General features: G+C 60.4%; 24 protein-coding genes. 15 read left to right on the plus strand and 9 right to left on the minus strand.

Annotated features, from left to right (window positions below; translation table 11 throughout):
• Positions 1-53 precede the first annotated feature (53 nt).
• The 3 genes from ACGLWX_RS00310 (at position 54) to ACGLWX_RS00320 (ending at position 2,833) form a co-directional block, all read left to right on the plus strand.
• Complete coding sequence (locus ACGLWX_RS00310) at positions 54-1,169, plus strand: enoyl-CoA hydratase/isomerase family protein (protein ID WP_396236409.1); 1,116 nt, start codon at positions 54-56, stop codon at positions 1,167-1,169.
• A gap of 48 nt (positions 1,170-1,217) precedes the next feature.
• The gene (mmsB, locus tag ACGLWX_RS00315; RefSeq protein ID WP_396238138.1) at positions 1,218-2,135 is read left to right on the plus strand and encodes a 3-hydroxyisobutyrate dehydrogenase; all 918 of its coding nucleotides are present in this window, start codon (positions 1,218-1,220) and stop codon (positions 2,133-2,135) included.
• Between the two features lie 71 nt (positions 2,136-2,206).
• Positions 2,207-2,833, plus strand: coding sequence for a glutathione S-transferase family protein (locus tag ACGLWX_RS00320; RefSeq protein ID WP_396236411.1), 627 nt, complete (start codon positions 2,207-2,209; stop codon positions 2,831-2,833).
• Between the two features lie 46 nt (positions 2,834-2,879).
• Here the strand turns inward: ACGLWX_RS00320 and ACGLWX_RS00325 are convergent, their stop codons facing one another.
• On the minus strand, positions 2,880-3,803 hold the full coding sequence (locus ACGLWX_RS00325) for a ketopantoate reductase family protein (protein WP_396236413.1): 924 nt from the start codon (positions 3,801-3,803) through the stop codon (positions 2,880-2,882).
• 162 nt (positions 3,804-3,965) lie between these two features.
• The gene (locus tag ACGLWX_RS00330) at positions 3,966-4,835 is read right to left on the minus strand and encodes a GyrI-like domain-containing protein (RefSeq protein ID WP_252108597.1); all 870 of its coding nucleotides are present in this window, start codon (positions 4,833-4,835) and stop codon (positions 3,966-3,968) included.
• A gap of 124 nt (positions 4,836-4,959) precedes the next feature.
• Between ACGLWX_RS00330 and ACGLWX_RS00335 the strand changes: the two genes are divergently transcribed.
• Positions 4,960-6,105, plus strand: a complete 1,146-nt coding sequence (locus ACGLWX_RS00335) for a PLP-dependent aminotransferase family protein (RefSeq protein WP_396236415.1) — start codon at positions 4,960-4,962, stop codon at positions 6,103-6,105.
• 78 nt (positions 6,106-6,183) lie between these two features.
• Here ACGLWX_RS00335 and ACGLWX_RS00340 read toward each other — a convergent pair whose 3' ends face one another.
• Entirely contained in the window at positions 6,184-7,641 is a 1,458-nt protein-coding gene (locus tag ACGLWX_RS00340) for a methyl-accepting chemotaxis protein (protein WP_396236417.1), read from the minus strand.
• 31 nt (positions 7,642-7,672) lie between these two features.
• Between ACGLWX_RS00340 and ACGLWX_RS00345 the strand changes: the two genes are divergently transcribed.
• From ACGLWX_RS00345 to ACGLWX_RS00370, 6 genes are all read left to right on the plus strand, one after another.
• The gene (locus ACGLWX_RS00345) at positions 7,673-8,050 is read left to right on the plus strand and encodes a DoxX family protein (RefSeq protein WP_396236419.1); all 378 of its coding nucleotides are present in this window, start codon (positions 7,673-7,675) and stop codon (positions 8,048-8,050) included.
• 66 nt (positions 8,051-8,116) lie between these two features.
• A complete protein-coding gene (locus ACGLWX_RS00350; protein WP_396236421.1) occupies positions 8,117-9,154 on the plus strand; it encodes a hypothetical protein in 1,038 nt (345 codons plus the stop codon).
• A gap of 17 nt (positions 9,155-9,171) precedes the next feature.
• Positions 9,172-9,972, plus strand: coding sequence for a M48 family metallopeptidase (locus ACGLWX_RS00355; RefSeq protein ID WP_396236423.1), 801 nt, complete (start codon positions 9,172-9,174; stop codon positions 9,970-9,972).
• A 122-nt stretch (positions 9,973-10,094) separates the two neighbouring features.
• Positions 10,095-11,399, plus strand: coding sequence for a S8 family serine peptidase (locus tag ACGLWX_RS00360; protein ID WP_396236425.1), 1,305 nt, complete (start codon positions 10,095-10,097; stop codon positions 11,397-11,399).
• A 66-nt stretch (positions 11,400-11,465) separates the two neighbouring features.
• The gene (locus ACGLWX_RS00365; RefSeq protein WP_396236427.1) at positions 11,466-11,705 is read left to right on the plus strand and encodes a hypothetical protein; all 240 of its coding nucleotides are present in this window, start codon (positions 11,466-11,468) and stop codon (positions 11,703-11,705) included.
• Positions 11,706-11,729: 24 nt separating this feature from the next.
• Positions 11,730-12,353, plus strand: a complete 624-nt coding sequence (locus tag ACGLWX_RS00370; RefSeq protein ID WP_396236429.1) for an NUDIX hydrolase — start codon at positions 11,730-11,732, stop codon at positions 12,351-12,353.
• Between the two features lie 75 nt (positions 12,354-12,428).
• Here the strand turns inward: ACGLWX_RS00370 and ACGLWX_RS00375 are convergent, their stop codons facing one another.
• On the minus strand, positions 12,429-13,850 hold the full coding sequence (locus ACGLWX_RS00375; protein ID WP_396236431.1) for a M20 family metallopeptidase: 1,422 nt from the start codon (positions 13,848-13,850) through the stop codon (positions 12,429-12,431).
• Between the two features lie 167 nt (positions 13,851-14,017).
• Between ACGLWX_RS00375 and ACGLWX_RS00380 the strand changes: the two genes are divergently transcribed.
• Positions 14,018-14,953: a LysR family transcriptional regulator gene (locus ACGLWX_RS00380; RefSeq protein WP_396236433.1), complete on the plus strand. Its 936-nt coding sequence runs from the start codon at positions 14,018-14,020 to the stop codon at positions 14,951-14,953.
• A gap of 19 nt (positions 14,954-14,972) precedes the next feature.
• Here the strand turns inward: ACGLWX_RS00380 and ACGLWX_RS00385 are convergent, their stop codons facing one another.
• Positions 14,973-16,403 carry a YfcC family protein gene (locus ACGLWX_RS00385; protein WP_396236435.1) on the minus strand — a complete coding sequence of 477 codons (1,431 nt, stop codon included), beginning with the start codon at positions 16,401-16,403 and terminating at the stop codon, positions 14,973-14,975.
• A 404-nt stretch (positions 16,404-16,807) separates the two neighbouring features.
• On the opposite strand from ACGLWX_RS00385, the gene ACGLWX_RS00390 reads away from it, so the two are divergent.
• Positions 16,808-18,133 (plus strand): DUF945 family protein, encoded by a 1,326-nt coding sequence (locus ACGLWX_RS00390; protein WP_396236437.1) that lies wholly within the window; start codon positions 16,808-16,810, stop codon positions 18,131-18,133.
• Between the two features lie 235 nt (positions 18,134-18,368).
• On the opposite strand, the gene ACGLWX_RS00395 is transcribed toward ACGLWX_RS00390, so the two are convergent.
• A complete protein-coding gene (locus tag ACGLWX_RS00395) occupies positions 18,369-20,312 on the minus strand; it encodes a DNA topoisomerase III (RefSeq protein ID WP_396236439.1) in 1,944 nt (647 codons plus the stop codon).
• A 111-nt stretch (positions 20,313-20,423) separates the two neighbouring features.
• Between ACGLWX_RS00395 and ACGLWX_RS00400 the strand changes: the two genes are divergently transcribed.
• Positions 20,424-21,683 (plus strand): ABC1 kinase family protein, encoded by a 1,260-nt coding sequence (locus ACGLWX_RS00400; protein ID WP_396236441.1) that lies wholly within the window; start codon positions 20,424-20,426, stop codon positions 21,681-21,683.
• Positions 21,684-21,687: 4 nt separating this feature from the next.
• Here the strand turns inward: ACGLWX_RS00400 and ACGLWX_RS00405 are convergent, their stop codons facing one another.
• The gene (locus ACGLWX_RS00405; RefSeq protein WP_396236443.1) at positions 21,688-22,281 is read right to left on the minus strand and encodes a GNAT family N-acetyltransferase; all 594 of its coding nucleotides are present in this window, start codon (positions 22,279-22,281) and stop codon (positions 21,688-21,690) included.
• A gap of 143 nt (positions 22,282-22,424) precedes the next feature.
• Here ACGLWX_RS00405 and ACGLWX_RS00410 point away from each other — a divergent pair, with 143 nt between their 5' ends.
• Entirely contained in the window at positions 22,425-24,263 is a 1,839-nt protein-coding gene (locus ACGLWX_RS00410; RefSeq protein ID WP_396236445.1) for an SEC-C metal-binding domain-containing protein, read from the plus strand.
• 25 nt (positions 24,264-24,288) lie between these two features.
• Here ACGLWX_RS00410 and ACGLWX_RS00415 read toward each other — a convergent pair whose 3' ends face one another.
• Positions 24,289-25,647, minus strand: coding sequence for an AmpG family muropeptide MFS transporter (locus tag ACGLWX_RS00415; RefSeq protein ID WP_396236447.1), 1,359 nt, complete (start codon positions 25,645-25,647; stop codon positions 24,289-24,291).
• A gap of 106 nt (positions 25,648-25,753) precedes the next feature.
• Between ACGLWX_RS00415 and ACGLWX_RS00420 the strand changes: the two genes are divergently transcribed.
• The gene (locus tag ACGLWX_RS00420) at positions 25,754-26,272 is read left to right on the plus strand and encodes a peptidylprolyl isomerase (RefSeq protein WP_396236449.1); all 519 of its coding nucleotides are present in this window, start codon (positions 25,754-25,756) and stop codon (positions 26,270-26,272) included.
• A gap of 6 nt (positions 26,273-26,278) precedes the next feature.
• On the opposite strand, the gene ACGLWX_RS00425 is transcribed toward ACGLWX_RS00420, so the two are convergent.
• Positions 26,279-26,749, minus strand: coding sequence for a group 1 truncated hemoglobin (locus ACGLWX_RS00425; protein ID WP_396236451.1), 471 nt, complete (start codon positions 26,747-26,749; stop codon positions 26,279-26,281).
• Between the last annotated feature and the right edge of the window lie 11 nt (positions 26,750-26,760).

A 26,760-nucleotide genomic window follows, 5' to 3' on the forward strand; every position in this document is an offset into this window, starting at 1 on the left:
GTGACGCTTACACAAATGCCAAGCGCGGCGATTCACACCATAAGGATACCTTGATGAGTAGCGTACTGTTTAACGAGCACGCCACCGACGATGGCCACATCGTGGGCGAAATCACGCTCAACGCCGAGCGCTCGCTCAACGCCCTGACGCTCGAGATGATCGAGCTGATCCGCCCGCAGCTTGACGCCTGGCAGGACGACGCGCGGGTCGTGGCCATCGTGCTCGACAGCGCCGGCGAAAAGGCCTTCTGCGCCGGGGGCGACGTGGTGAGCCTGTACAAATCGATTACCGGCGAGCAGGACCCGGACTTTCCCGAGCGTTTTTTCGAAAGCGAATATCGCCTCGATTATGAGCTTCATACTTACCCCAAACCGATCGTCTGCTGGGGCAGCGGTATCGTCATGGGCGGTGGGATGGGACTGCTCAGCGCCTGCAGTAACCGCGTGGTGACCGAAACCTCGCGACTTGCCATGCCCGAGGTCACCATTGGCCTCTACCCGGACGTCGGCGCGAGCTGGTTTTTGAACCGCCTGCCGGTGGGTACCGGGCGCTTTCTGGCCATGACCGGAAGCCCGGTCAACGCGGTGGATGCGCTACATCTGGGGCTGGCCGATCGCTGTATCAAAAGCGATCAGTACCCGGCGCTGATGACTTCGCTAACCCAAGCGCGTTGGCAGCAGGAGGGCACCATCGACGCCCAGGGCGTGGTCAATCGCACCCTGCGCGAGCTGGAGCAGGCCTCGAAAGTCACTTTCGCCGAGCTCGATACGCCGGTACTCAACGCCACGCCCTTGATTCGTGAGCTGATGGATCACGACACCACAGAGCAGATCGTGGCCGCGATTTTGGCCGTTGAAAGCGAGGACAGCTGGTTCAGCCGCGCCCAGAAAACGCTGGCTCACGGAAGTCCGGTGTCGATCGCGCTGATCGACGAGCAGCTCAAACGCGCGAAGTACATGTCGCTGGCCGAGGTATTTCGCTCGGAGCTTGCGCTGTCGGTGCAGTGCTGCCGTCACAAGGAGTTTCCCGAAGGCGTGCGCGCGCTGCTGGTCGACAAGGACGGCTCGCCGGCCTGGAGCTATCCCGACGTCGCCTCGGTCGAACAGTTCTTTATCGATGAGCTTTTAGCCTCGCCCTGGGAAACGAGCCCGCTGGAGACGCTGGGCTAGCGCTTGTCTCGCGTTAACCAGTCACTTTTTAACCGCCCGGTTTCAATAATAAGGACAATTACCATGACCACGATCGCATTCATCGGTTTGGGTAACATGGGCGGCCCCATGGCCGCCAATTTGGCGAAGGCTGGCTTCGACGTTCACGCCTTCGATCTCAGCCAGGAAGCGCTTGCAAGCGCCAAATCCCACGGCTGCGAAGTCGCCGCGTCGGCAGCTGACGCCGCCCGCGGCGCCGACATCGTGATCTCCATGCTGCCCGCTGGCCAGCACGTACGTGCGCTGTTCATCGATGGCGAGACGCCGCTTGGCGATATTATCGAGCAGGGCGCGCTGGTCATCGACTCCTCCACCATCGACGCCGAAAGCGCGCGCGAGGTCGCCGCGGCGCTGGAGCAGAAGGGCATTGGCTTCATCGACGCGCCGGTATCCGGCGGGGTAGGCGGCGCCCAGGCAGGCACGCTGACCTTTATCGTGGGCGGTAGCGAAGAGCAGTTCAGCCGGGCCAAGCCGGTGCTCGACGTGATGGGCAAGAATATCTTTCACGCCGGCGAGCACGGCGCAGGGCAGGTGGCCAAGGCGTGCAACAACATGATGCTGGCGATTTTAATGGCCGGCACCTGCGAGGCGATCAACATGGGCGTGAAAAACGGCCTCGACCCCGCGGTGCTCTCGGAGATCATGAAGCAAAGCTCCGGCGGCAACTGGGCGCTGAACGTCTATAACCCGTACCCTGGCGTGATGGAAAACGCGCCGGCATCAAACAACTACCAGGGCGGCTTTCTGACCGATCTGATGGTCAAGGATCTGGGCTTGGCCATGGATATCAGTCAGCAAAGTGCTTCGCCGGTACCGATGGGCTCCGCCGCCCGGGCCCTGTTTACGCTACACAAGGCAAACGGCCACGGCCGGCTCGATTTTTCCAGCCTGATGACGTTTTATCGGGACAAGAACAATGGGCAGTGAGGGGTTAGCCTTGCCACTTGCCTGAACGAGCACCAAACTGGGCTTTTAGAATCCACTAACGAAGGATCGCCATGATTACGCTTTGGGGCCGCGACAACTCCACCAACGTTAAAAAAGTGCGCTGGATGCTCGAAGAGCTCGACATCGCTTACGACCAAGTTCAAGCAGGGCTCCAGCACGGCGTGAACGATACGCCAGCGTATCAGGCCATGAATCCAAACGCCCTGGTGCCGACATTGAAGGATGACACCACCGACAGCGTGCTGTGGGAATCCAATACCATCGTGCGCTATCTGGCCGCTCAATACGGCGAGGGCAAGCTTTGGATCGATGAGCCTGCAAGGCGTGCCCGGGCCGAAAAGTGGATGGACTGGGCCAACACCCGGCTAAGCCCGGCACACCGCGTCATGCTGATGGGCTATGTTCGCACCCCGCCGGAAGAGCGCGATTTGCAAACGCTGGAGGAGGGCACTGCGGCCTGCGAGGAGCTCTTCGCGCTTTTGGACGATGCGCTGGAACGTCAAACCTGGCTCTCCGGCGACGCGTTCGGCCTGGCCGATATCGCCGTGGCGCCTTTTGTTTACAACCTTTGGAACTGCGGCCTTACCTGGAATCCGCGCACCCATCTGGAGCGCTGGTACCAAACGCTGACCGAGCGGCCCGCATTCCAAAAAGTGGTGATGATTCCCGTTAGCTAAGTAGCCTGCCCGCGCTCCAGCGCGGGCACTGAACATGACCGCTTGGCTAAAAGCGCGCTTCCATTTCGGCCAGCTTCTCGTCCAGCGCTATCAAAACCGGCACTGACAGGCCGTGTTGCCGAGCGGCCGCGATCAGCGGCCCCAGGATCGCCGCCCGTTCCGTGGGCCGGCCGGCCTCGACATCCTGCAGCATCGACGCCTTGTTGCTCGCTGTGCCCTCGATCACCCCCCAGACCAGTGCCCGCCAGCTATCCTGCTCATTACTCCCAACCGGCGCTGCGATGTTCTCCAGCGCCATGATGGCCGCGACTTCGCTGATCACTGCTTCGACTTGACGGGCATAAGCCGCTCCACGCAGCTCGCCATTGCGTATTCCGTGAATAGCCACCAAGGGATTAATCGCCGCGTTCACTGCCAGCTTCTGCCAGAGCCGGCGGCGAATGTCGTCGACCGCTGTGGCCTGGAGCCCGGCGCGATCAAGCCGGGCTGCCAGCGCGTGCGCGGAAGCGGCGTGGCGATCGTTCAGGTCGCCGATGAAGGTCTGCCCACGACCGGCGTGAACGATACGGTCATCACCCATGACATACGCGCCTTCCGTTGTGGTTGCGCACAGCACCGGGCCGGTCCATCGATCGGTGAGTTTAGGCTGCGTTAGAAAGCCGTTTTGCCAAAGCACCAGCGCCGTTGTAGAGGGCATCAGCGAAGCGATGCTGTCCAGTGCCGCTTCAGCGGCCATGGCTTTGGTCGTGAGATGGACGTGAGATGGCGATGCCGCTGCACTGTCGGCGAGCTTGGATGCCGTTATGGTTTTGAGGCAGTGCACGCGTGTTGTCCCAGTGGACGTTATAATGACCTGACGCTTGGTCAGGCAGCGGCGAGAAATGAGCGTAGTGGGAACATGAGCGTTTAATAAGTGCGCGAGTAGCCTTCCGATAGCACCGGGCCCAACGATCCAATGGTCATCAGTCATGGGTATGAATCCCTGAATAAATCCAGAAAATCCGTCTCTTTGGGGCGTTAATAACAAACCGCGACGTTAGAGTTCGCTTCGATGTTTTGCTTAACCTGACTCGACGACATCAGCACCCATCGTGTTACGCCGTTCCCGTATCTGCCTACCCCAGCGGCGCTATCAAACATTGATAGGCAAATAAAAGGTGAGATCGAAATGCTCATCTTGCTCGAGAAACTGGTTCTTTCGATAGTGCACGAAAGCCGGAGTCGTTTTAGCTCTAAAGCCGGAGGCGGGGAGCCAGTGGTCCAGAATTTTACTGATATAGGGCAGAAGTTCGCCATAGCCACCGGTTAAATCAAAAGCTGCGTGAAGTCCACCTGGAATGCGCATACTGTTGACCAACCCTCTTCTTAGCACAGGTGTATCGATAGCAAGGCAGGCGACGTAACGGCACTTCTCCAGCGAAACCCACGCAGGATTCGAGTGGTGTAGTCCCAGTTGCATATCGAAAGGGCGTCCCTCGGCGGCAGCCCATACTTTCAATGTCTGCCATGACTGACGAATGCTTCTGCTGTAACCCAAATGACGTACGTAAGCGACGGGCCGGTCGGGTAGTTCCACCAGGTTAGGGATAGGCAAAATAGCCGTTTGCAACCTCTTATATGCCGCTTCGATCTCAGGGTCGGTCGAGTACGACGCTGACATCTTGCTGCGATCGTATGTTCTCCATCGCCCCGGCGTCATTTCAAAATGGGCCTTGAAAGCTTTACTAAACGAAGAGAGTGATGAAAAGCCGCACTGTTCCGCGACCTCAATGATAGGACGTTTAAGGTCGAACATGAGCTGGTTTGCCGCCTGCTCTAATCGTGTTCGTCTTACATAATGATGGACCGACTCACCTACTACCGCATGAAAGGTACGATGAAAGTGTTGTTCGGAATACGCGGCAATGCTGGCCAAAAAACGTCCCGAAAGTTCAGCGGACGTATCTCGATGAATTTCGTACACCACATCATTGATGCGGGAAATCTGCTGCGCAGTGGGCATATCAGATCACTTTGAAAGCATGAATGGACAAAATTTTTAGCACAGGTGAACAATAAAGGTATCACAAATCGACATCTTTGATTTTTTGCGTGCGTTTAACATGGTTTTAAAAAGGAGATTCACCATGCAAACGGCCAAACGTTTAGAGCGTATTCAACCCTCTTTTATCAGAGATATTCTCTCAGCCGCCTCGGAAAGCAATATCCTCTCGTTAGCAGGCGGATTACCCGCCTCGGACCATTTCCCCTTGGCGCTGATGGCAAACCCCATGGCCCAGCTCGCTCATGATCCAACGCTGTTTCAATATGGCGAGACCCAAGGGTACGGGCCACTTCTGAGTCATCTAAAAGAGCACTATTCGATCAGCGAAATGCATCGCATGTTAATATGCAGTGGCTCCCAGCAAGGGCTTGATCTGATTGCTCGGGCCTTTTTGAATCCGGGTGAAGGCGTTGCCATGGAGGCGCCGGGTTATCCTGGAGCTTTGCAGGTATTTGCACTGTCGGGTGGCATGATTCACTCGGTAGCACAGAACGTGAACGGGCCCGATATCGCCATGCTGGAGACCCTATTCGCATCCAAAAAAGTAAAGATGTTTTATGCCGTACCGGATTTCCATAATCCGACCGGCGTGAGTTGGACTTTGGAAATAAGGCAGAAAGTGGCGACTCTGTGCCGTCAATACGATATAGCCCTTGTCGAAGATGCCCCTTACCGTGAGTTACGTTTTACCGGTGATCACTTGCCAATGGTTTCATCGTTTTGTCCAGAGCGTGCGCTGGTGTTGCGCTCATTTTCGAAAATCGCGACGCCCGGGATACGCTTGGGCATGCTGAGTGCGCCTGCTCAATGGTTATCAGCATTGTTGAAAGTGAAGCAGGCCGCCGATCTGCATTCAGGTGTGCCGATGCAATCTCTATTGTTGAGCCTGCTTTCCAATCCCGAATTTCCGTCTTATATAAAAAGACTTTGCCAATGCTATGGAGAGCGCTATCAAGCCCTTGCCAACGCGCTTGAAAGCTACCTGGGAGGCGCTTTCGAATTTGCATCTGTTCAGGGCGGTATGTTTATTTGGCTTAGAATTCCAGGCGGGGACCCCCTCGATATTGCCAAACGCGCGCTATCAAAAGGTGTTGCTGTCGTGCCCGGTAATGCTTTTTACCATGACGATTTTTTGCCTTCTGAAGCCGCATTGAGACTGAATTTTAGCCATGCCTGCCCCAGCACGCTCAGAGAAGCGGTGCGCCGCTTAGCGACGCTACTGGTATAAAGTATCTGTCGTGAGTGAGATGTCTATCGAGCATGAGTGCGTTTAACGCTTTCAAAAAATTCCATTGTTTCAGGAAGTTTAACTGAGATCGTTGGAGAAACGCTGTATCGCGTCCACGACTTGCTTGGCGCCTTCCTGAATTTCCAGAATGACGCTGCCCGCTTGGCCTGCAAGCTCCAGCCCTTGCTCCGCTTCCTCCCGGGTGTTGAGCATCTGACGCGTGACGTCGTCGGACAACCGCTGGTTTTTTTCTACCACGCCGCCGATTTCCACCGTGGCGGCGCTGGTGCTGGCCGCCAGTTTTCGTACTGCATCGGCAACGACCGCGAACCCGCGCCCCTGTTCGCCAGCCCGAGCGGCTTCGATGGCCGCATTGATCGCTAACAGGTTGGTCTGTACCGCAATGCCGCTGATCGTTTGGACGATGGCGTTTATCTGTACGGACTGCTGGCTCAGCGCTTCGATGCTTTCATTAGCGGTTTGCATTTCTGCGGCGATTTGACGCATGGTATCGACGGTTTGCTGCACGACGGTTGCGCCTTTCTTGGCACTGACATCGGTTTTCTGTGACACATCAAACGCCAAGGTGGCGCCTTCGCGTACCTGGACTTCTCGCGCCACCTGGTCGGTGACGACGCTGGCAAACTTCACCACTTTACACAGATGGCCATCGGCGTTGTAAACCGGGTTGTAGCTGGCTTCCAGCCACACTTCATTGCCCCGGCTATCGAGTCGTTTGAAGCGGTCCGACACGTATTCACCGCTATTGAGCTTTTGCCAGAAGCCTTCGTACTCTGGCGATTCCACCACGTCTTTGGGGCAGAACATGCGGTGGTGACGGCCGGCGATATTTTCGAGCCGGTAGCCTGTTGCCTGCAAAAACTGCTCGTTGGCAGTAATGATGGTGCCATCAAGGTTGAATTGGATCACGGCGGTAGATCGAAGCAGCGCCGCAATGAAGGATTCACTCTCCTTGGCACCTTCGACTTTCTGCGTGACTTCGCGCCCGTAACCCTGCACAAAAGAGAGCTTGCCGCTTCTTTTGCGTATCGGCAGCCAGTCGATATTCAGCCAAATGAGCGAGCCGCTGGCATGCAGGTAGCGGTAGTTGTCATTGACGGGTTCGAGCGCGTCAATGGCTTTGTTAAAAGCTCGAAAGCAGGGCAGTTCGGTGACGTAGGTCGGCAGAAAGTCTTTCATCGGCTTTCCCAACAGCTGCTCGCGCTTGTAACCCAAGGCACTGGCAAAGCTCTGATTAAGAGCCGCAATACATAGGTTGGCGTCCAGCGTAATGGATAGCATGCCCCGCTCCATCTGGTCTTGGATCTGACGAAGCGTTGCGACTCCTCTACGCTGATTTTTGTGTTTTTTCTTGAGACGAAGATTAAACATCAACAAACTCCGAGTAGCGATATCGTTAGCTATCGGCTGAGGTGCTCGGCGCTTGAGCGTTAGCGTTTTAAATGCATTGATGTACTGGCCGGATGGTCTGGTCTGTCGGGCGCGCCACACTAAAAAAATGCCCGTATGATCCAATCGCACAAGCAAAAAACCTAAAGAGCTTTATATGTCCACCATACCCTTGCTCATCATCGCTTTATTCTTTTTTATTGGCGGTATCGCTCACTTCGCCTTGACCGATTTCTTCATTCTGGCCATGCCGGATTATCTGGGGTACCACCGGGAGCTGGTGCTGATTAGCGGTGTTTTCGAGCTGTTGGGCGCCGTGGGTATTCTGGTTCCATCAACTAGAAAGCTGGCGGGGTGGGGGCTGATCGCGCTGATGGTGGCGGTGTTTCCCGCCAATGTGCATATGGCGCTACACCCCGAGGCGTTTCCCACCATTCCTGTGTGGCTTCTTTATGCTCGCTTACCGCTGCAGGCGCTGTTGATCGCGTTCGTCTGGTGGGCTATTCATCGTAAAACTGCAGAACCCGCGCCGTGATGGTGCGCTCGACTCATCTGCCCAATGAGCTATCCTGCTGGTTTTACGTTTAGGAAGAGTTGAGCGATGACCCACGCCACTATATCGCAGCAAGGCACCCTCCACTGCTTCCCCGCCGGGCTTCGCGACGAGCAGGGTGCGCTTGTCAATGTGGAAGTGTCGGCCGTGCTGTTTGACGGCAAACGCCTGATTCTGGCCAGCGACAAACCCATCCCCGGCGAGGCGCGCTCGGCGGTGTTTTCCGTTGCCATAACCGACACTGGCCCGGACGACAGCCAGCTTGAGTACTTTACCGCGCCGCTGATCAAGCGTGCGATCAAGTACGAGGACATGTCGCTGACCGCCGATGGCCAACATGTGTTGACCACCACCGGGTTCGATCGTATCGACGGCGAAAGCCACGACCTGAACGACTATAATCACCTGTTGATCTGGCCACTGGGCCAACCGGAAAAGGTGCAGGCGGTGGACCCGGACCCACGCGACGGGGTCGAGGGTTCGCTCGAGCTTCGTATGAAATTGAACGACGCTATCGGCTTTCCTTACTACAAGATCGAGGGGCTCGCGGCGGTGCCCGGGGAGCAGGGCGAAGGCCTTCTGCTGTTCGGTATTCGGGAGCAGGGCCAGGCGTTCGATGATTTCAGCTACGTGAGCCGCGTCGTCGGCGCCCATTACCGAATCGACGAGAACGCCAATCTGGTGTTCACCGATAAGATGCGCGAATACTACGCTTTCGAGCCAGGTCACCATCCGGCGGTCCGCTACGATTGCGGTCTTTCGAGCTTGGAGTACGACCCCTACCACCAGCGGCTTTTTTTGCTGAACAGTTTCGAAGTGGTGGAAGACGGCCAAGAGCGAATCGGTGGTTATCTTTGGAGCGTCAGCCTCGAGGAGTTCTACGCAGGCAAGCCGCCGACGCTGGTGACGAAGCCTTCCGGCGAGGCTCTGGAGTTCGAGCACAAGGCCGAGGGGCTCGCGGTGCTGGAGCGTGATCGACTGTTCGTCGCCTACGATAACGACCGCCACTTTGGGCTTGGGAGTGTCGATGAGCGTGACGAACGCCACGCCTGCGAAGCCCCCTATACCATGCTGAAACTAACGTGAGTCGGCGCTTTTGTAGGATGGGGAAACGCGTGTTGGGCGCGCCGCTGTTGGCAGTGTTTGTGCTTCTGGCCGGCTGCGATGAAACGCCGACCGGGCGCTCTCGGCTGGCGCTGGTGCCACAGACCATGATGGCACAGATGGGCCAGCAGTCCTTCGATGAGCTTCAAAGCAATAACGCGATCAGCCACAACGAGGCCGCCAACCGTTTGGTTCAGTGCGTGACCCGCCATGTCGTGGCCGGCGCTGAAGCCAGCTACCCCGAGCTTGCGTTCCCCGAGCGCTGGGAGGTCGTAGTGTTCGAGGAGGCCTCGCCCAACGCTTTCGCGCTGCCCGGCGGGCGTATCGGCGTGCATAGCGGTTTGCTGGACGTGGCCGAAACGCCGGGACAGCTGGCCGCCGTCATTGGCCACGAGGTCGCCCACGTGCTGGCAGATCACGGCAACGAGCGTTTGACTCAGGAGCTTGGAATAAAGGCGGGGCTTTTGGTGGTGGGCATGCTCGGTGAGGGCGATATGGGCAATCATCAGCTCATGCAGGCGCTGGGCATTGGTGCCCAGCTTGGAATTACGCTGCCGTTTAGCCGCACCCACGAGGAAGAGGCCGACCGCATGGGGCTAATCATCATGGCTCGCGCCGGGTTCGACCCGAGTGAAAGCGTTGCGCTTTGGCGCAATATGGCCAATGTGGGTGGCGACCAGCCGCCGGAGCTTCTTTCCACGCACCCGGCGCACCAGGCGCGTATTCGCGCGCTCGAGCAGCAGCTGGACGACACCCGCAGCGTTTACCGATCGGTACCCCACGCTAATTGCTCACGTTAAGGCGAATGACGGGCGGCCGGCGCTGGCGAAGTTGCGCGAGTGCGTTACGCTGAAAGCGCGGCTTTGCTTCCGGCGTAGCGACGCTCGAACGACTCCTATAGATTCAGCCAGAAGGTGCCAGGATGGCCAACGATTCCCCAAAAGATCGCCCAGTACCCGGCGCAGCGCCGCTCCACTCCGTCGCTTGCGGCTCGCATCGGCTATTGATGGCCGCGGTCGAGCGCGACAGCGGCTGTCTGGAAACCGGGCGGTATCTGATCAGTTTTCGCGACGGAATGCTCGACAAGGGCATCGAAACGCTCAAGGCATGCCAGTTCAGGGTAGCGGATGCTCGGGATTTCGACGCTCAGGCGGTCAATCTGGAAGAGGCCGGAGACGCCGAGGCGATGATTTTCCCCGAACTTGGCGTGGTATTGCTCGGCGGCGACGCGCTGGAAAGTCGCGGTATGAGTATTCATGACGATGCGTTCAAATGCCCCGCCATCGAGATCATCGAGCCCGAGTACTTCGCTTTTGCTGAGAATTCCGAGTACCTGCGTGGTTTCTTGAGTGCGGCCAACGCCATCGCGCGAGATTTGGGCGCTGACCGGCCCGAGTGCAATGAGGACGACGACGCCCCGATCAAAAACGATATTACCTGGGGGCTTGCGCGCTGCAAGGTGGCCCAAAGCCGCTTTAGCGGGGCGGGTATCAAGGTGGCGGTGCTGGATACCGGTATGGATCTCAATCACCCGGATTTCGCCGGCCGCGCGGTCGAAAGCCGCTCTTTCGTCGACGAGCCGGTGCAGGACATGAACGGCCACGGCACCCACTGTATCGGCACCGCGACGGGGCCGCGAAAAGCCGCGGGCAAAACGCCGGGCTATGGCGTGGCGTTCGAGGCGGTCATTTTCGCTGGCAAGGTGCTCACCAACGCCGGCGGCAGCACCGGCGGTAGCGTGCTGGCGGGCATGAACTGGGCAGTAGCGAATCGCTGCGAGGTGATCTCGATGTCGCTGGGTAGCCAAAGCCCGGTACAGGCGGCCTACACCCGGGCGGGCGCGGCCGCGATTGAGAAAGGGTTGCTGGTGATCGCGGCGTCCGGCAACGACAACGCCCCGACCGGGGCGCCGGCGAATTCGCCGACCATTTTCTCGGTCGGCTCGCTCGACCCAAGCCTTGCGCGCTCGAACTTTTCCAACGTCGGCAAGATCGAGATCGCAGCTCCTGGGCGCGATGTGTTTTCCGCCTGGCCGCGGCCGGTCAACTACAAGACCATCAGCGGCACCAGCATGGCCACGCCCCACGTGGCCGGCTGCGCCGCACTGTGGGCGCAGTCCGACGCCTCGCTTCGCGGCAGGAAGCTTTGGCAGCGGCTGATCGAATCGGCACAATCGCTACCGTTAAGCGAGGAAGAGGTGGGTGCCGGGCTGGTTCAGGCGCCTTGAATCAAGCGAGCGTCGGCAAAGCGCTTTGCATGTCAGCGCCTCGCCGACCATCAACGGAGAGTCCCCGTGGCAAGAATCGAGCTTTGGATCGTCACCGTTGCCAGCGGCTGCTCGGTCGGTGAACTTGCCGACCGGCTCAGCCGCGAAGGTTTGTCGGTGCGCGAGCGAATGGAAGAGATCGGCTGCATTACCGGCGAAGCTGATAGCGCCACCGCCGAGCGCCTCAAACACATCGATGGCGTGGAGGATATCGCCCCCGATATCCCGTTCGATCTCGGCCCAATGGACGCCGACACCCGCCGGTAGGCCACCTTTACATGGAAACACCGCATGACCCACGATTGGCTCGCCTTTGCCAAGTCGCTTCGCTCCATCGCCCAAACGGGCCAGACCTATACGACTAACAAGTACGAGCTGGAACGCTACCGCCAGCTCGAAACGCTGATCAATCAAATGTTCGCGGTGCTGGGCGACGTGCCCGTCGAGAAGATCGAAAATCTGATTATTCCGGACAAGGGCTACGCCACGCCCAAGGTGGACGTGCGCGGCGCGGTATTCGATGAGCAAAATCGAGTGCTGTTAGTACGCGAGATCAAGGATGGCCTCTGGACGCTGCCCGGCGGCTGGGCGGACGTCAACGAAAGCCCGAGTGAAGGTGTGTTGAAAGAGATTCTTGAGGAGTCTGGCTACCGGGCGAGCCACCCGCGACTCGCGATGCTCAAGGATCGAAGCCTCCACCCGTACGCCTACTACTCGCCAGATCACATCTACAAGCTGTTTTACGTTTGCACCCTGGAAGGCGGCGCGTTTGCTGCCAACAACGAGACCGACGCCGCGGACTTCTTCCCCCTCGACGCACTGCCGCCGCTCTCTGAGGGCCGCACGCTGCCCGTCGATATCCAAGAGTGCTGGGCCTTTGCTAGCTCCAACGCGGCAGGAATTTATAGCGACTAGGCGTGACGGCCGCGCTTTAGCTTTTCCGATACGTCGAAATGGATTCAAAACGTATTTAGCGCCCTTTTAAAGGAGTTAAAAGCTGGATGTCTTGAAGTCCATCTTCGTTTGGGCATCCCCCAGATCCCAGAAGAGACCCGCCGCCATGGCAAGCCCTTCTTGGACGATACTCTCGAGCAGGTGCTCGTTCGGCGCGTGCTGATTGCACGCCGGATAGGAGTGGGGCAGCCAGACCGTGGGAAGACCCAGGACGTCGGAAAAGCAGTGATTGGGGATCGTGCCGCCCAGGTTAGGCAGAATGTGAACCTGGCCTTGCAGGCTTTGCTCGGCGGATGCGGCCACAAAGCCAACCCAGGGGTGGCTCGGGTCCAGGCGGGTAGCGGCGTAGCCGCCCAGCATCTCGAGGGCGATATCCTCGAAGCCCAAATCGTTCAGATGCGCTCTCAGGTTGGCCTCGACGGCCTGCCAGTCGGTGCCTTTCACGAAGCGAAGTTGGAGCACGGCCTCGGCGCGCTCCGGCACCGCGCCGACGGGTTTGTCGGTGCGCCCGGCACTAAGCCCCAGAATCTCGAGCGTGTTGGCACCATAAAGCCGCTCGCCGTCGGTGAGCGACGTCTCCCCCCAGGCCGGGTTGATAGTCGGGTCCAGCTCGCCACCGCCAACGGGCAGATTGCGAATCAGCCGCGCGACGTCGTCGCTGATCGCCGGCGCCTTGAGAAAATCGACGAGTACTTTACCGCGCTGGGAGACGAGTGTGGCCAGGGCGTTGCTCAGTACCGCCGCCGGGTTCGTGATCACGCCGCCCCAATTACCGGAATGGCGCCCGCCATTGCCGGTATCCAGCGTGAGCTTGAGCTGTAAAACGCCACGAGAGCCGAGAAAGAGCGTGGGCATGTCGTCGCGAATGCGCGGGCCGTCAGAGGCGAGAAACAGATCTGATGAAAGCGCGTCGCGGTAGAGCCGGCAGGTCTCTTCGAGCCCGGGGGAGCCGATCTCTTCGCTCATTTCAAACAGCATCTTTACGTTGTAGCCAAGCGTGCCGCCGCGCGCCTCAATCACCGCCTTGAGGGCAGCGAGATTGACGCTGTGCTGACCCTTGTTGTCGGCGGTGCCGCGCCCGTAAACGCGGCCATCGACGAAGGTGAGCGTCCAGGGGTCGAGACCCTCACGCCAAGTGCTTTCCTGGCCATCGGTGACATCGCCGTGGCCGTATAGCAGCAGCGTCGGCAGCGACACGTCCTCGATACGCTCGCCGATCAACAACGGCGGCAGGCCCTCTTTCGGGTTGGGAATGCGCCGGCAGGTGAATCCAAGACGGCTCAATAGCGGCTCGATCTCGTCATCCAAGTAGGCCGCCAGCGTCGCTTCACACTCCGTATCTTGGCTCACCGTGCGCATGGCAACGCGCCGTGTCAGCGCGTCATAAAACTCACCGCTGGAGAGCGTTTCAAGCGCCAGGTCGATGGCGTGTTGTCGGGTGGCGTGCGCGGTCGTCATGAGGCCCTCGTCGTGCTTGGCAGATAAGTGTTTCGAGCGTATCGTTTGCCCTGATTTGCGGCAATTAATAAAATATCAATCAACGTTTCTATTTTTTGGAAATGAGGGCGCCGGTCTGGCGCGCTTTTCACGGCGCCTGCCTTGCAGAGGAACACCCGGAGACAGCCATGCAGGAACTCAACTTGCGATACTTTCAAAGCGTGGCGAGAACCGGGTCGCTTTCAGCGGCGGCGGAGGAGCTTCATGTCGCAGTGTCGGCGGTCAGCCGCCAGATCACCAATCTGGAGCAGCGTCTGGAACTCACGCTGTTCAACCGGCAGCCGCGGGGTATGGCGCTGACCGAGCCGGGCAAGCTGCTTCAGGCTTACGCGCTTCGTAACCAGCTCGAACTCGAAAGCGTAGTGGATCAGATGCGGAGTGCGACGGCCCGGCAGCGTCAGACCATCCGCGTGGCCTGCCCGGATGGGATGGCTTGGCACTTTCTACCCAGCGTCATTGCCCGCTTCATCTTCGATCACCATGAAATCGGTTTCGATCTTCAGGTGGTGGAGTCCGCCCGTGCCTCCGAGCTGGTCAAGCAGGGCAGCGTGGATATCGCGCTGACCTTCAGCCTGTCGGTGGATATCGGCGTGCAGGTGGTCTCGAGCCACAGCGCGGCGATCGGTGCGCTGATGAGAAACGATCATCCGCTGGCGGCTTTTGAAGCGCTGGAGATGAAGGACCTGGCCGACTATCCGCTGACCGTGTCTGACACCGGATCGACGGTGCGCTATTTGTTCGACGTGGCCTGCAGCCTCTCCGGTGTCAAGCTCCACCCGAGCATTGCCTGTAATACCCTGGGCGTGACCTACACCGCAGTCAGCGAACATCCGAACATGGTAGGGCTTTGCAGCGCGATGTCGGTCAGTGGGCGCGTTCAAAAGGCAGGGCTTGTCCATATTCCGTTCAAGGAGCCTCAACTGGCACAGCGCAACCTGCAGCTACAGGTCATGGCGGATCGCCATCTGCCCGAGCACATCGAGCGATTTCTGGGCATCCTTACCGCGAGTCTGATCGAGGCAGAAAAAACCGCTTTCGCCGGCAAGGGCGAAAGCGGTGTGTGATCGGCCAAAAGCTTGAAACCTAGAAGGGGCCGTAGTTGATCGCCACGGCTACGCCGACGAAGAGCGCGCCGGTCACGATCCAGAGCAGCACCAGCGGCAGCACGAACTTGAACCACTCGACGTAGGAAACCCTTGCAATGGCCAAACACGCCATTAACGTACCGGAAAGCGGGGTAACGATATTGGTCACCGCATCGCCGAGTTTGAAGGTGATGAACGTGGCCTGACGCGTCACCTCGAGCATATCGCCGATCGGCACCATGATCGGCATGACGATAGCCGCCTGCCCGGTACCCGAGGTAATCAGCCCGTTGAACAGCAGGTTGAAGCCGTAAAGAAGCTCCATGGCCACCACCTTGCCGTGGCCGTCGAGCGAGGTAGCCACGCTATGCACGATGGTATCGATCAGCTGCGCCTGGCGCAGCAGCACGATCACCGCCGCGGCCACGCCGATCACCAGCGCTCCGTAAAGCACATCGCCGGCACCACTCATCAGCCGCTTGATGAAATCGTTGGGCGAAATTCTCGCGATGCAGGCCGTCGCCACGCCCATCATCAAAAAGGTGGCGGAGAGCTGCGGGATGCTCCAGCCATAGTTGAACGCGCCAAAGATGAACAGACCAAAACCGAACACGAACAGCGCAAGCACCAGCTTGTGGGTCAAGGTAAAGGTCGTGACCTCGCTTGGCTGCTCATCCCCCTGGGCGCCCGCGAAGGCCTCGGCCCCCATGACGCTAGCCGCCGGGTCCTGCTTGATGCGTTTGGCGTAGCGGCAGATGTAGGCAGCCGTGATCCCCAGAAATACCACGAAAATAACGCTGCGATAGACGAAACCGGAAAACAGAGGAAGCTCGGCGATGGTTTGACCGGTCACCGTCACGGTAGGGTCGAACACGCCGGCGCCAAAGCCCGCGTAGGAACCCAAAAAGATAATCGCCACGCCCACGACCGGGTCGAGCTTCATCGAACGCGCTAAAAAGAGCCCGATGGGAATGAACGCGATCGCCAGGTTCGCGCCCACACCCACCGAGGCGAGCGTGGCGAACGTGCCGCAAAAAATCCAGATCAGCACGTTCTGGCGGGCTTTCGCCATCGCGATCAAGCGGTGAATACCGGCGCTGATCGCCCCCGTGGTTTCAATGACCTTGAGCACACCGCCGACGATCAAAATCAAAAAGACCAGCGTCGAAGCCGCCACCAAGCCGTTGTGCATGGCGGTAAACAGATCCAAGACGTTGAGCGAATCGGCGGTGATATAGCGAAAGCTTTCAGTGTCGACCTGGGTTAGCCCGTTTTCGACCGTTCTTTCATAGGTGCCGGCGGGCACGATGTAGGACGCGATCAGTACCAGCACCATGAAGCCGAACAGGATAATGAACACATCCGGCATGGCGCGCTTTTTCTTCGCCGGCTGCGCGCCCGCCTTGGTCGAATTCGGCGTTTCTTTCATCGTTCTCTCCGCTTTGAGCGTTATGGTTTTAGTGTGAAAGCGTACAGGTGGGGTTTATCGTCACTAGCGGCAGGCGCACGCGGCACTGTTGAAAACGAGCTCGCGATTAATAACGTACGGCGGCCGCTTTTAGTGGCGTTGCCCGGCGGCGCTGCAAACAGCGGAAAACCCTTCGGGTCATGATCGAAATCAAACTACCAGGGAAGCCAAACGGCGGCAATTGTGTATTTATCAAAGCGCCTTTCTATTTTGAGCAAGCTAATTACACCCGCTGGGTGGGCGGCGCTGATTTCTATTGAAACAATAATCATTATTAAATTAAGCTCGACGGCTTTTTAAACGTCGTATTTTTAAGCCCTGTTTTTTAAACCCTGTTTTTATAAACCCTATAGAAGGAGCGCGGCATGGCCGTTAGTTCGAAAGCGCTGGTGATCGTGGGCGCCGTGGTCGTGGTGGGCGCGGGCGGCTATCTCGGCGCGCAGGCGATAGTGGGAAATGAGGTGGAAAAATCGCTGAACCAGGCGCTCGCGCGCATCGACGCCTCACCTGGCTGGCGCGTCACTGATATCGATATCGACCGCTCGCTTTTCGAAACCAACGCGCGGGCCACGCTCGGCGCCGTCGGTTTCGAAGACGCGACCGCCGAGCTCGACCTGCACGTGGACCACGGCGTGTTCAAAAGCCCGGTAACCGGCACTCTGCGCCCGAGCGAGGCGCTTTTCGAGGGCGATATCGATATCGACATGGTGGCATCCTGGAGCGGGGCTGAGGGCCAACTTACCGCCGATACGTTGCGCCTCGAGGCGTTCGACGGCGAGGCCACCGGGGTGGTAATGGATCTTGATATCGAGGACGAGACGCGCTGGCACGTCGATACGCGCATCGAGGCGCTTGGGTTTACCTACGTCGATGGATCCATCGTGCGCCTCACCACGCCGCGTTTCGAAATGGATACCCGCGGCGAAAAGGGCAGCGAAGTGGTGCAGCGACTCGAGCTTCCCCGCGCAGAGGTTGCGACCCAAGGGCTCAACGTTTACCTGAACGACGTTGTGTTGGATAACCTCACAAAGCCCTCCGCCGAGCTCGAAGACAACCCCCGGCGGGTCGATCAAGCCGGCACCTTCGAAGTGGCAGATTTCGGCGTAGGCGAGACCTCGATGGGGAGTCTCTCGATGGACTTCGCCACCCAGCGCCTGGACATGCAGGCGTTCCAGGACTACAACGAAGCCTTTGCCATGCTGACCGCCCAGCGCTATCGCCAAAAGCAAAACCCGGCAAGCTTCGACGAGGCGCGCTACCGTGAGTCGCTGGCCCAGGCGGTCGACAACGGCTACACGTTTTTGTCCAGCAGCCCTGCGGCCAGTATCGACCCGCTGGATGCCCATATCGTAGTGCCGGAGCTGAATCTGGATTTTAACCCGCGGCTCACGATCGACATGGGTTTCGACGGCGATAACCTATCGAAAGAAGCGCTCTACAGTTTTGCTCGCCACACCGATACCCCGGCAAGTGAGCTCATCGAGCCCCAAAACGCTTCCATGAACGAGGCGCAAGCCAACGCCTACTTCAGCCGTCGCGTCCATTTCGAGGCCAGCATGGCCACCCCGCCGGAAGCGGTGATGGATGAGCTGCCGCTGATGGCGCGCTTTTTGATCGATACTTCGCGCGAGCAGCAAACGCTCAAGTGGGAGCAGGGCGAACTGACCCTCAATGGTGAAGCGCTGTTCTAGCATTAGTGGCTCCCCACTGGTGGGTTTAGGCTGTACCGCGCCAGCGGAGCGCATGTTCTTCACCACTTCCGACAATGGGTGTGATGAACCGCTTATTATGGCGGTGTGCTTGGGGGCTGAAAGCTCCCAAGCCTGAAAGGGAAAATGCGCCATTTTTATACCGTTATCTTGCGATCGTTAAGAAGCGCCAATTGCAGCTTTAAAGTGTTTAGCACAGTAATAGCGTGCGTTTCGATCAGGAAGGCTTACGCGACGTTCTATGCTTGGCAGGGCTTTTGCGCCGCGCCGTACTTTTTGTGCTCGAACTGCTCTTGCGCGCCCTTGATGTACGTTTAGCCGGCGTGGCGTCTTCCCCTTGGGCGGTTTGCAGGCTCGAACGCAGCCGGCCCGCGTCGCTTTGTTGAAGCAGCCCGTGCAGATCCTCGATTAGCGCCTGCTGAAAAGCGGGGGCGCTGTCGCTTTGCTCGGCGATGGCGCTTAGCCGCTGCTCCCAGAGTGCGGTGCGCTCCGGCGTGCTCACCGCGGACGGCAGGGCAGCGATCAGCGCGCTGCCCAAACGGGTAGCGCGCAGCGCCTTTTGTTTGCGCACGAGATAGCCGCGCTGCACCAGGGTTTCGATGATGCCGGCCCGGGTGGCTTCAGTGCCCAGGCCGTCGGTGTCGCGAAGCGTACGGCGCACCTCCGCATCCTCCACGTAGCGCCCGATGTTCATCATCGCCTTGATCAGGCTTGCATCAGTAAAAGGTTCCGGCGGGCGGGTCTCTTTCTCCTCCACACCGGCGCCCAGCGCTTGGCAGGGCTCATTTTGTGTCAGCGGCGGCAAGGGCGGGGCGTCCTCTTTTGTCGTGAACAGCGGCTTCCAGCCGGGATCGAGCACGCTTTGGCCCCGGGCACGAAACGCCTCGTTCAAGAGGTGAAACTCCGCCTTGACCTCGAAGGTTCTAAGCGGCGGGTAAAACTGTGCCATGACGTTGCGCACGATCAGGCGAAACACCTGCCCGTCGATGTTGGAAAGGGCCGAGAAGTCGGCGGGCTTGCCAGTCGGGGCAAGGGCGTGGTGAGCGCCCACCTGCTTGTCGTTCCAGGCTTTCGAGCGCAGCGAAAAATCCGCGCCTGCTAGCCACCCGGCGAGCGTCTGGTCGTTTTGGCAGGCGCCGGTCAGGCTTTTTTTCGCGAGCGGCAGGTGCTCTTCCGGCAAGTAACGACAGTCCGAGCGCGGGTAGGTGATCAGCTTGTGCTGTTCGTAAAGGCGCTGGCACACGTCGAGCACCGTCTGGGCAGAGAGCCCGAAGCGGCGCGCGGCGTCTACTTGAAGTGCAGAAAGCGAGTAGGGCAGCGGCGCGTTCTGGCGCTTCTCGCTTTGTTCGAGTTTGCCAAGCCGGCCCTCGGCGCCGGAAAGCCTCGCCGCCAGCGCATCCGCCGGGGCGCGCTCGATTAGCCGGCCCTGGTCGTCCAGCGGCTGGCGCTCAGTCGGCACCCACCAGGCGCGAAGCTGGCCCTGGGCCACCTGAAGATCCACCCGGAGCGGGTAGAACGGGTAGGGCCTGAAGTCGCGAATGGCGTTATCGCGGCGCACGATCAATCCGAGCACCGGCGTCTGTACCCGGCCCACGGAAAGCACGCCATCAAAGCCTGCCTGGCGGCCGGTCAGCGTCCAGGCGCGGGTCAGGTTGATGCCGTAAAGCCAGTCCGCCCGGGAGCGGGCCTGGGCCGCCTGAAAGAGCGGCTGGTACTCGGCGTTGCTCTTGAGTTTATCAAGTGCCCGACCCACCGCCGGGCGGTTCAGGTCGCTGATCAGAAGCCTGGACACCGGCCCGCGGTAGTTCAGGTACTCGATCACTTCCTGCACTAGCAGTTGCCCTTCGCGGTCCGGGTCGCCGGCGTGCACCACCTCTCTTGCCTGTTTGATCAGCTTGCGGATCACGGCGAGCTGGCCGCGGGCCTTGCTGCGCGGCGCCAGTTTCCAGCTGCCGGGCACGATCGGCAGCCGGTCCAGGCGCCACTGCTTGTCGGCGGGGTCATATACTTCGGGCGCGGCCTGTTCGAGAAGATGGCCAAGACACCAGGTCACGGTGGTATCGCCGCAGGCGATGGCGCCGTCCAGGCGCTGGCCACTGCCCGGCAGCGCATCGGCAATGGCCCGAGCCAAGCTGGGTTTTTCGGCGATAATCAAGCGCATGCCGGCTTTACCTTAACGAGTCGTGAAATTGCGCCTATGGTAACAGAGAGGATGAACCAGGCGCAGAGCGCAAAAAGCACGCTTGGACATATTGATCAATGAGGGAAACCGATGCGCGATCGCGGACGAACACGGCGTTTGATGGGCCTTGGCGCTCGCACCGGCGGCGCGATGCTGAAGACCCGGCTGGGCGGCCAGGCGAATTGGCGAGCGCTCGGCGAGGCGCTGTTCGAGGGGCTCTCGGAGCTCAAGGGCCCGGCCATGAAGATGGCGCAGATGATGTCGCAGTGGGACGACCTGCTGCCGCCGGATCTCGCCGAGGAGCTTGCCCGCCTGCAGCGCCAGGCCGAGCCGATGCCTTGGCCGCGCATTCGCGAGGCCCTCGTGCTTCAGTACGGCGAGCTGGACGAGCACTTTCGTGAGATCGAAGAGCGCCCCTTCGCCAGCGCCTCCATGGGGCAGGTGCACAAGGCCATCACGCGCGACGGCGAAACTGTTGTGCTCAAGGTTCAGTACCCGGGCCTTTCCGAGGTGCTCGAAAGCGACCTGGCACAGCTCAAACGCATCATGCGCCTGGGGCGCTGGTTCAAGGTGCCCCAGGCGAGGCTGGACGCGATGTTCGAGGAGCTCGCCGCTGGGCTTCGCGACGAGCTCGACTACCTGGCCGAGGCCCGGGCGCTCGAGCGCTACCGGGCGCGCTACGCCTATGATTCGCGGCTGATCATTCCCGAGCCGCTGATGGCGCTTTGCGGTACCCGCGTGCTCGCCATGCGCTTCGTCGAGGGCACGCCGCTAAGGGGACTCGAAAGTGCCGACGATGCTACGCGCCAACAAGTGGCCGCTACGCTTGCCGACTGGATCACCGAGGAGCTTTTCACCTTTGGCGAGCTGCACGCCGACCCCCACGCCGGTAACTTCGCCGCCGATGCGCAAGGGCGGCTGATCATTTACGATTTCGGCGCGGTGATCACCGTGCCGGAAGATCGGCTCATGGCGATGATGGCGCTTTTGAAGGCCACGCTTGAGAAGGATGCGATGGCGATGGACGAGGCGATGCTTAAGATGGGCGGGCGCCAGGGCCAGGGCGCGCCGCTGTCGCTCTATCGCGAGGCCGCCGAGTGCGTGGCCCCCTTGTTCGCACCCGGCGAGCAGGACTTCGGCGATGTGCGCGTGCATCGGCGTCTGCGCGAACTCTCCCCCAAGGTATGGGGCGCAATGGACCGGCTGCAGCCGCCGGCGGATACGCTGCTGCTGTCGCGAGCACTCAACGGCCACTACTGGAACCTGGTGCGCTTGAAAGCGCGGCTGGACATGCACGCCCGCGTCACGCCGCTTCTGAACTGGGCTGTCGTCGCGCCAGCCGAGCGGTAAGCCGTTAATCCAGCGCCTTTAGCCAAAACACCAGCGGCTTCTCGGTTTCCTCGCGCTCGCCGATATCCTTCCAGGCAAAGCGCGCAGCAAGCGACGCCTGACGGCGGTAGCCCAAACTTTCCCAAAAGCCGTGAAGCGGCTGATAACCTTCGGGCTTGGCAGGATGATTCGCCGGTCGCTCCACGGCGCAGAAGGCTGCGGTGGCAAAGCCTTGGGTTCTTGCGTGACGCTCGCGCTCGGCCATGAACGCCTTGCCTAGCCCTTGACCGCGGTATTCGTGCAACAGCACCGACTCGCCGTAGTAGAACACCCCGGACGGGTCGATCCCCGCGGCCTCGAAAGGCGCGCGGAATTCAACGACTTCGTCGGCCAGCGGCTGCCCCGTGGAGGCGCCCACCAGGGTGTTGCCGTCAAAAGCGAGCACGAACAGGCTCGCCGGGTTTTGCGCGTAGCGGTTCAGATATTCAGCCTCATAGGCCAGGTCGCCGTCGTAGAGATAGGGGTAATCGGCAAAAACGCGAATGCGCAGGTGGGCGAGCGCTTCGAGGTACGGCGTGATGGCCAGCCCTTGGCAAATGGCGTGTGAAACGGTGGTCATCGCGCCTCCGAAAATGGTGAGCGTCAAGCGTGCGTGGCGGTAAGCCCCGAACAGTAACAGCCGCTTCCCGCCACGCCAATCCTTCTGCGTGAAGCCCTTGGGGCGTGCTAGACTATGGCGCTTTCAAAACAGTGGAGATGGCAATGCTGGCGGTATGGGTCGATCAACTGCTGGGTTTTGCCTCAGGGGCACTCTCGGCAATCAGGCAGCAGGAACACTACCCGGATTTCATGACTTGGGTGCGGGCGAGCGGCGCCGAGTTTTTCAATGGCGACATTGCCACCGCTCAAGCGCTGGCGCCTATTCTGTGGTCCCAGGCGCCGCTTGAGCGGCTGGATTTCGCCAGCGAACCCCTGGCCACGCCAGGGCGTAACGAGCCTTGCTGGTGCGATTCCGGGCGCAAGTACAAGCAGTGCTGCCAGCGTGTCGATTTCCCCACCGAGATTCCAGCGCAGATGATGTGGATGCTCTCGCTCAAGGAGTGGAAGGGCGCTACGCTCAAGGCGGCGCTCGACAGCCGCCGCGCACCGGCCCAGGCCCTACTCGAGGCCGGTCTGATCGCCGCCGAAAGCGGCCAGACCGGCCGCGCCATGCAGATTCTGGAGTCGCTGTTTGACGGCAGCGACTGGTCGCGACTCCCCGACCAGGCCGAGCCTGCCTTCGAAATCCTGCTCGATATCTACCAGGAGCGCGGCTTCACCCGTAAGCGTGCCGACCTGCTGGATGAAGTCATGGAGCGCGGCCCGATGTTTTTGCGCGGCGTGGCGCTCGAACGCCTGTGCCTGATGCATCTGGACAACGACGATCTCGACAGCGCCCGCGGTGCCTTTATCAAGGCCATGCAAGCGCTGCCGGACTCGCCCACGCTTGCCTACATCGAGGCGATGCTACTGCTTCACGAAGGCCATGAAGAGGAAGCACGCGAGCGTGCCGACTTCTGGTACCGCCGGCTCTCGCGCCAGGGCGGGCTCGACGAAGAGCAGCTCGAGTTTCTCTCGGCGCTGGCGGACAACCCCGGCGCAACCCTGGCCGATCAACTGTTGAGCGCAGAAGAGGATCTCGCCACGCCGCTGATTTCGCTGCAGTCGCTGCTGGCAGCCCTTCCCACCGCGCCGAAGCTCGATATCAAACCTTCCGAGAACGGCGAGCGCCTTCACTACACCACCACCGCCCGCGAAGAGACGCTCTTTGCCGCTTGGCACGAGCAGTTTCAGGTGTGGGTCGATGACGACGTGGCGCTCGGTTTTCGCGACGACCCTTGGGGCAACGCGGTGGAGTGGATGTCCGAGCTTTGCGCGCACCCTGAGTGGCTTGACGCCCCCCAGGTCGTACAGGATGTGACCCTGGCGCTGACCAGCCGCTTTGGCAGCCTCCCTTGGATGGCGCCGAGCCTACTGGAGCCGCTGGCGGTACGGCTTTCACGCTGGCTGCAGCAGGCCCGCGCCGCCGGAGAGGGGAGTCTCTGCTGGGACGATGCGCACAACGTCATGCTGCTGCGCACCGGCCTTGCGCTGGTGGTCGGAATGGAGCGCGGCGCCCGCCAGCACTCCCGGGAGCTTGCCGAGGAGCTGCTGGCGATCGATCGCGAAGATAGCCTGGGTCTCAAGGAGCTGGTGCTCGACCAGCTTCTGCGCGATGACCGCAATCAGGAGGCGCTCACGCTCACCGAGGCGTGCGAAAAAGACGACGGCTCCCAGGTGCTGGGGCTTTTGATGGGACGCACGCTGGCGCTCTACCGCCTTGGCGAGCATGGCAATGCGGAAGACGCGCTGAAACTGGCCTTGGCCCACAATCGCTACGCGCTGGAGCTTTTGTGCGCCGAAAGCCCCAAGCCCTCGCACCCTCACGCCGACGGCCAGGTTGACCCGGGCTCACGCGCCGAGGCGTGGCAGTACCGTACGCTGATGCGCGATCAGTGGCGTACCACCAATGGCGCGCTCGAGTGGCTCGAGCAGCGCCGATCAAAGGCCGGCGCGTCCTGATCGCGCCTTCCGGCCGGTTTTTCGGCTAGCGTTTCGGCGCGTCAAACAGGTCGCGGTCCCGGTTGACCCACACCGCGAGCAGCACCGCCGGCAGCCCCAGCACGGTCGCCACCACGAAAAAGGTGGCGTACCCGTGGCTTGCCACCACCAGCCCCCCAAAGCCGCTCAAAAACTTGCCCGGTAGCGTCATCAGCGATGAAAAAAGCGCGTACTGGGTCGCGGTGTAGGCTTTCGAGGTCAAACTCGACAAAAACGCGATGAACACGGCGCTTGCCAACCCGTTGGCGAGGTTGTCGCCGATAATGGTCACCACCAGCATCGGCACCGCGGCGCCGACCAGCGAAAGCACGGTGAAAAGCAGGTTGGTCACCATGACGAACGCGGCGCCGACGATCAGAAGCGGTTTGACGCCATAGCGCGCCACCAACAGCCCGCCTAAAATCCCGCCGGCGATGCTCATCGCGATGCCGAAGATGTTGGTCACCGTGGCGATGGTTTCGAGCGAAAAGCCGAGATCGATATAGAGCGGGTTCGCCATCGAGCCCATGGCCAGATCGCTAATGCGAAACACCGCGATAAACACCAAAAGCCCCAGCGCCTTGACGCCAAAGCGGCGAAAGAAATCGAGAAACGGACATACTATCGCGCCGATTGCCCAGGCAGTAATGCGGCGAAGCCAGTTTGGTCGGCCGCGGCTTTGGCGCAGAAACGCGCGCACGCTGGGCTCGCGTACGAGCTGAATCGAAAGCGCAGCGCGCGGCGGCTCCGGGCGAATCAGCACGGTCAGCGCGCCCACCGCCATCAGTCCGGCCATGCTCAGGTACGCCGTTTGCCAGGAGAAGTGCGCTGCGAGATAGAGCGCCCCGGCGCCGGCGGCGATCAGCCCGCAGCGGTAGCCGATGATGTAGGTCGAGGACATCGCCGCCTGCAGATCGTCGTTTGCCGACTCGATCCGGTAGGCGTCCACGGCGATATCCTGGGTGGCGGAGCCGAAAGCGACCAGCAGCGCAAAGGCCGCCACTAGGCCTAGATGCCCCACCGGGTCGACGCCGGCCATGCCCACGAGCCCCGCGGCGATTAACGCCTGGGCCAGCAGCATCCAGCCCCGGCGCTGGCCGAGCATGCGGCCGAGCACCGGTAATTGCAGGCGGTCGACCACCGGCGCCCAGAAGAACTTGATCGAGTAGAGAATGCCGATCCAGGAGAAAAAGCCGATCGCGGCGACCTCGACACCGTCGCTTCGAAGCCAGGCCGACAGCGTGGAAAACACCAGCAGAAAGGGCAGCCCGGCGGAAAATCCCAAAAACAGCATGGTCATGACCGGCGCGCAGAAATAGACGGCCAGAGCGCTTTTCCAACTGCGCCTGGGGGTAGGGATTGCCATCGTCGAGAAACTCCAGAAAAAACCGGGCGGGGTGGCCTTGGTAGAAGGCGTCAATGCTAAACTGCTCGCCTGAAAGAACCGACAGCTTACCGGAGAGGAGTTTTCCGTGTCGATTACGCCCCATCAGGTCGTGACCCTGCACTATGTATTGAGCGACGTTTCCCACACCGGCGCCTCCCAGGTGCTCGACGACTCCCGTGCGCGCCAAAAGCCGCTGGAGTACCTGCACGCCCACGACAATATTCTGCCCGGGCTCGAGCGCGCTTTGGCGGGCAAGGCCACAGGCGACACGTTTAGCGTGACGCTGGCCCCCGTCGATGCCTACGGGCCGCGCGACGAGGCGCTGGTGAAAATGCTTGCTAAGACCGCCTTTAGCGGCGCCGAGCTAAGCCCCGGCAGCCGCTTTCAAACCGAGGGCGAGGCGGGCCCGCAAATCGTGACCGTGCTGGCCGTCGAAGGCGACAGCGTGCGCGTTGATATGAACCACCCGCTGGCCGGGCGAACGCTTGGCTATGAGGTCGAGGTGCTCGACGTGCGACCGGCAAGTCGCGCCGAGCTTGCCAAGGGCCATCCGCTGCCCCCGGGCACCGAACATGGAAAGGTGGAAGATCGTAAGGTGCTGTAATGCCCGCTACTGATAGCGCATTATATCGGCGTGCATCGGCGCTAAACGGCCCAGCAGTTCGTTTCGCGCGCCAAGCGCTATATGCTCTTCGCGCAGCGCAGCGTCCAGTTGTTCCACGAGCTGATTGAAGTGAGCATCGGTAATGCCCATGTTCTGATGGGCGCGCTCCATCGGCGGGCCTTCGTAGCGGCACGGCCCGTTGCTGACGGCGCAGAACTGATTTGCAAGCGAGCCGGCCAAGCGGTCGATATTGGTGTTGGCAAAAAAGCCGACCAGTTCGGGGTCGTCGGCGACGCGGTAGAGAAAGCGCTCGACGATCGATTCGATGCCGTTTTCACCGCCTAAACGCTCGTAAAGCGTGGTCGATGGGGCAGTGTGGGCGCAGCCGACAACGCTTGCGAGAATCTTGATCAGCGCCGCCGCCTGCAGGGCGCGGCGCGCCAGAGCTCGATACGTCCGGGTAGAAATTTGATTCATCGCGCCCTCGC

The sequence above is a fragment of the Halomonas sp. HMF6819 genome (assembly GCF_044335525.1).
Classification (GTDB): domain Bacteria; phylum Pseudomonadota; class Gammaproteobacteria; order Pseudomonadales; family Halomonadaceae; genus Vreelandella.

Coding starts and splice junctions, on each gene's coding strand:
- ACGLWX_RS00355 (WP_396236423.1), top strand. CDS start 9,172: ATGGGGAAACGCGTGTTGGGCGCGCCGCTGTTGGCAGTGTTTGTGCTT.
- ACGLWX_RS00360 (WP_396236425.1), top strand. CDS start 10,095: ATGGCCAACGATTCCCCAAAAGATCGCCCAGTACCCGGCGCAGCGCCG.
- ACGLWX_RS00390 (WP_396236437.1), top strand. CDS start 16,808: ATGGCCGTTAGTTCGAAAGCGCTGGTGATCGTGGGCGCCGTGGTCGTG.
- ACGLWX_RS00375 (WP_396236431.1), bottom strand. CDS start 13,850: ATGACGACCGCGCACGCCACCCGACAACACGCCATCGACCTGGCGCTT.
- ACGLWX_RS00370 (WP_396236429.1), top strand. CDS start 11,730: ATGACCCACGATTGGCTCGCCTTTGCCAAGTCGCTTCGCTCCATCGCC.
- ACGLWX_RS00395 (WP_396236439.1), bottom strand. CDS start 20,312: ATGCGCTTGATTATCGCCGAAAAACCCAGCTTGGCTCGGGCCATTGCC.
- ACGLWX_RS00350 (WP_396236421.1), top strand. CDS start 8,117: ATGACCCACGCCACTATATCGCAGCAAGGCACCCTCCACTGCTTCCCC.
- ACGLWX_RS00415 (WP_396236447.1), bottom strand. CDS start 25,647: ATGGCAATCCCTACCCCCAGGCGCAGTTGGAAAAGCGCTCTGGCCGTC.
- ACGLWX_RS00330 (WP_252108597.1), bottom strand. CDS start 4,835: ATGCCCACTGCGCAGCAGATTTCCCGCATCAATGATGTGGTGTACGAA.
- ACGLWX_RS00325 (WP_396236413.1), bottom strand. CDS start 3,803: ATGACTGATGACCATTGGATCGTTGGGCCCGGTGCTATCGGAAGGCTA.
- ACGLWX_RS00380 (WP_396236433.1), top strand. CDS start 14,018: ATGCAGGAACTCAACTTGCGATACTTTCAAAGCGTGGCGAGAACCGGG.
- ACGLWX_RS00385 (WP_396236435.1), bottom strand. CDS start 16,403: ATGAAAGAAACGCCGAATTCGACCAAGGCGGGCGCGCAGCCGGCGAAG.
- ACGLWX_RS00425 (WP_396236451.1), bottom strand. CDS start 26,749: ATGAATCAAATTTCTACCCGGACGTATCGAGCTCTGGCGCGCCGCGCC.
- ACGLWX_RS00400 (WP_396236441.1), top strand. CDS start 20,424: ATGCGCGATCGCGGACGAACACGGCGTTTGATGGGCCTTGGCGCTCGC.
- ACGLWX_RS00310 (WP_396236409.1), top strand. CDS start 54: ATGAGTAGCGTACTGTTTAACGAGCACGCCACCGACGATGGCCACATC.
- ACGLWX_RS00320 (WP_396236411.1), top strand. CDS start 2,207: ATGATTACGCTTTGGGGCCGCGACAACTCCACCAACGTTAAAAAAGTG.
- ACGLWX_RS00345 (WP_396236419.1), top strand. CDS start 7,673: ATGTCCACCATACCCTTGCTCATCATCGCTTTATTCTTTTTTATTGGC.
- ACGLWX_RS00410 (WP_396236445.1), top strand. CDS start 22,425: ATGCTGGCGGTATGGGTCGATCAACTGCTGGGTTTTGCCTCAGGGGCA.
- ACGLWX_RS00335 (WP_396236415.1), top strand. CDS start 4,960: ATGCAAACGGCCAAACGTTTAGAGCGTATTCAACCCTCTTTTATCAGA.
- ACGLWX_RS00405 (WP_396236443.1), bottom strand. CDS start 22,281: ATGACCACCGTTTCACACGCCATTTGCCAAGGGCTGGCCATCACGCCG.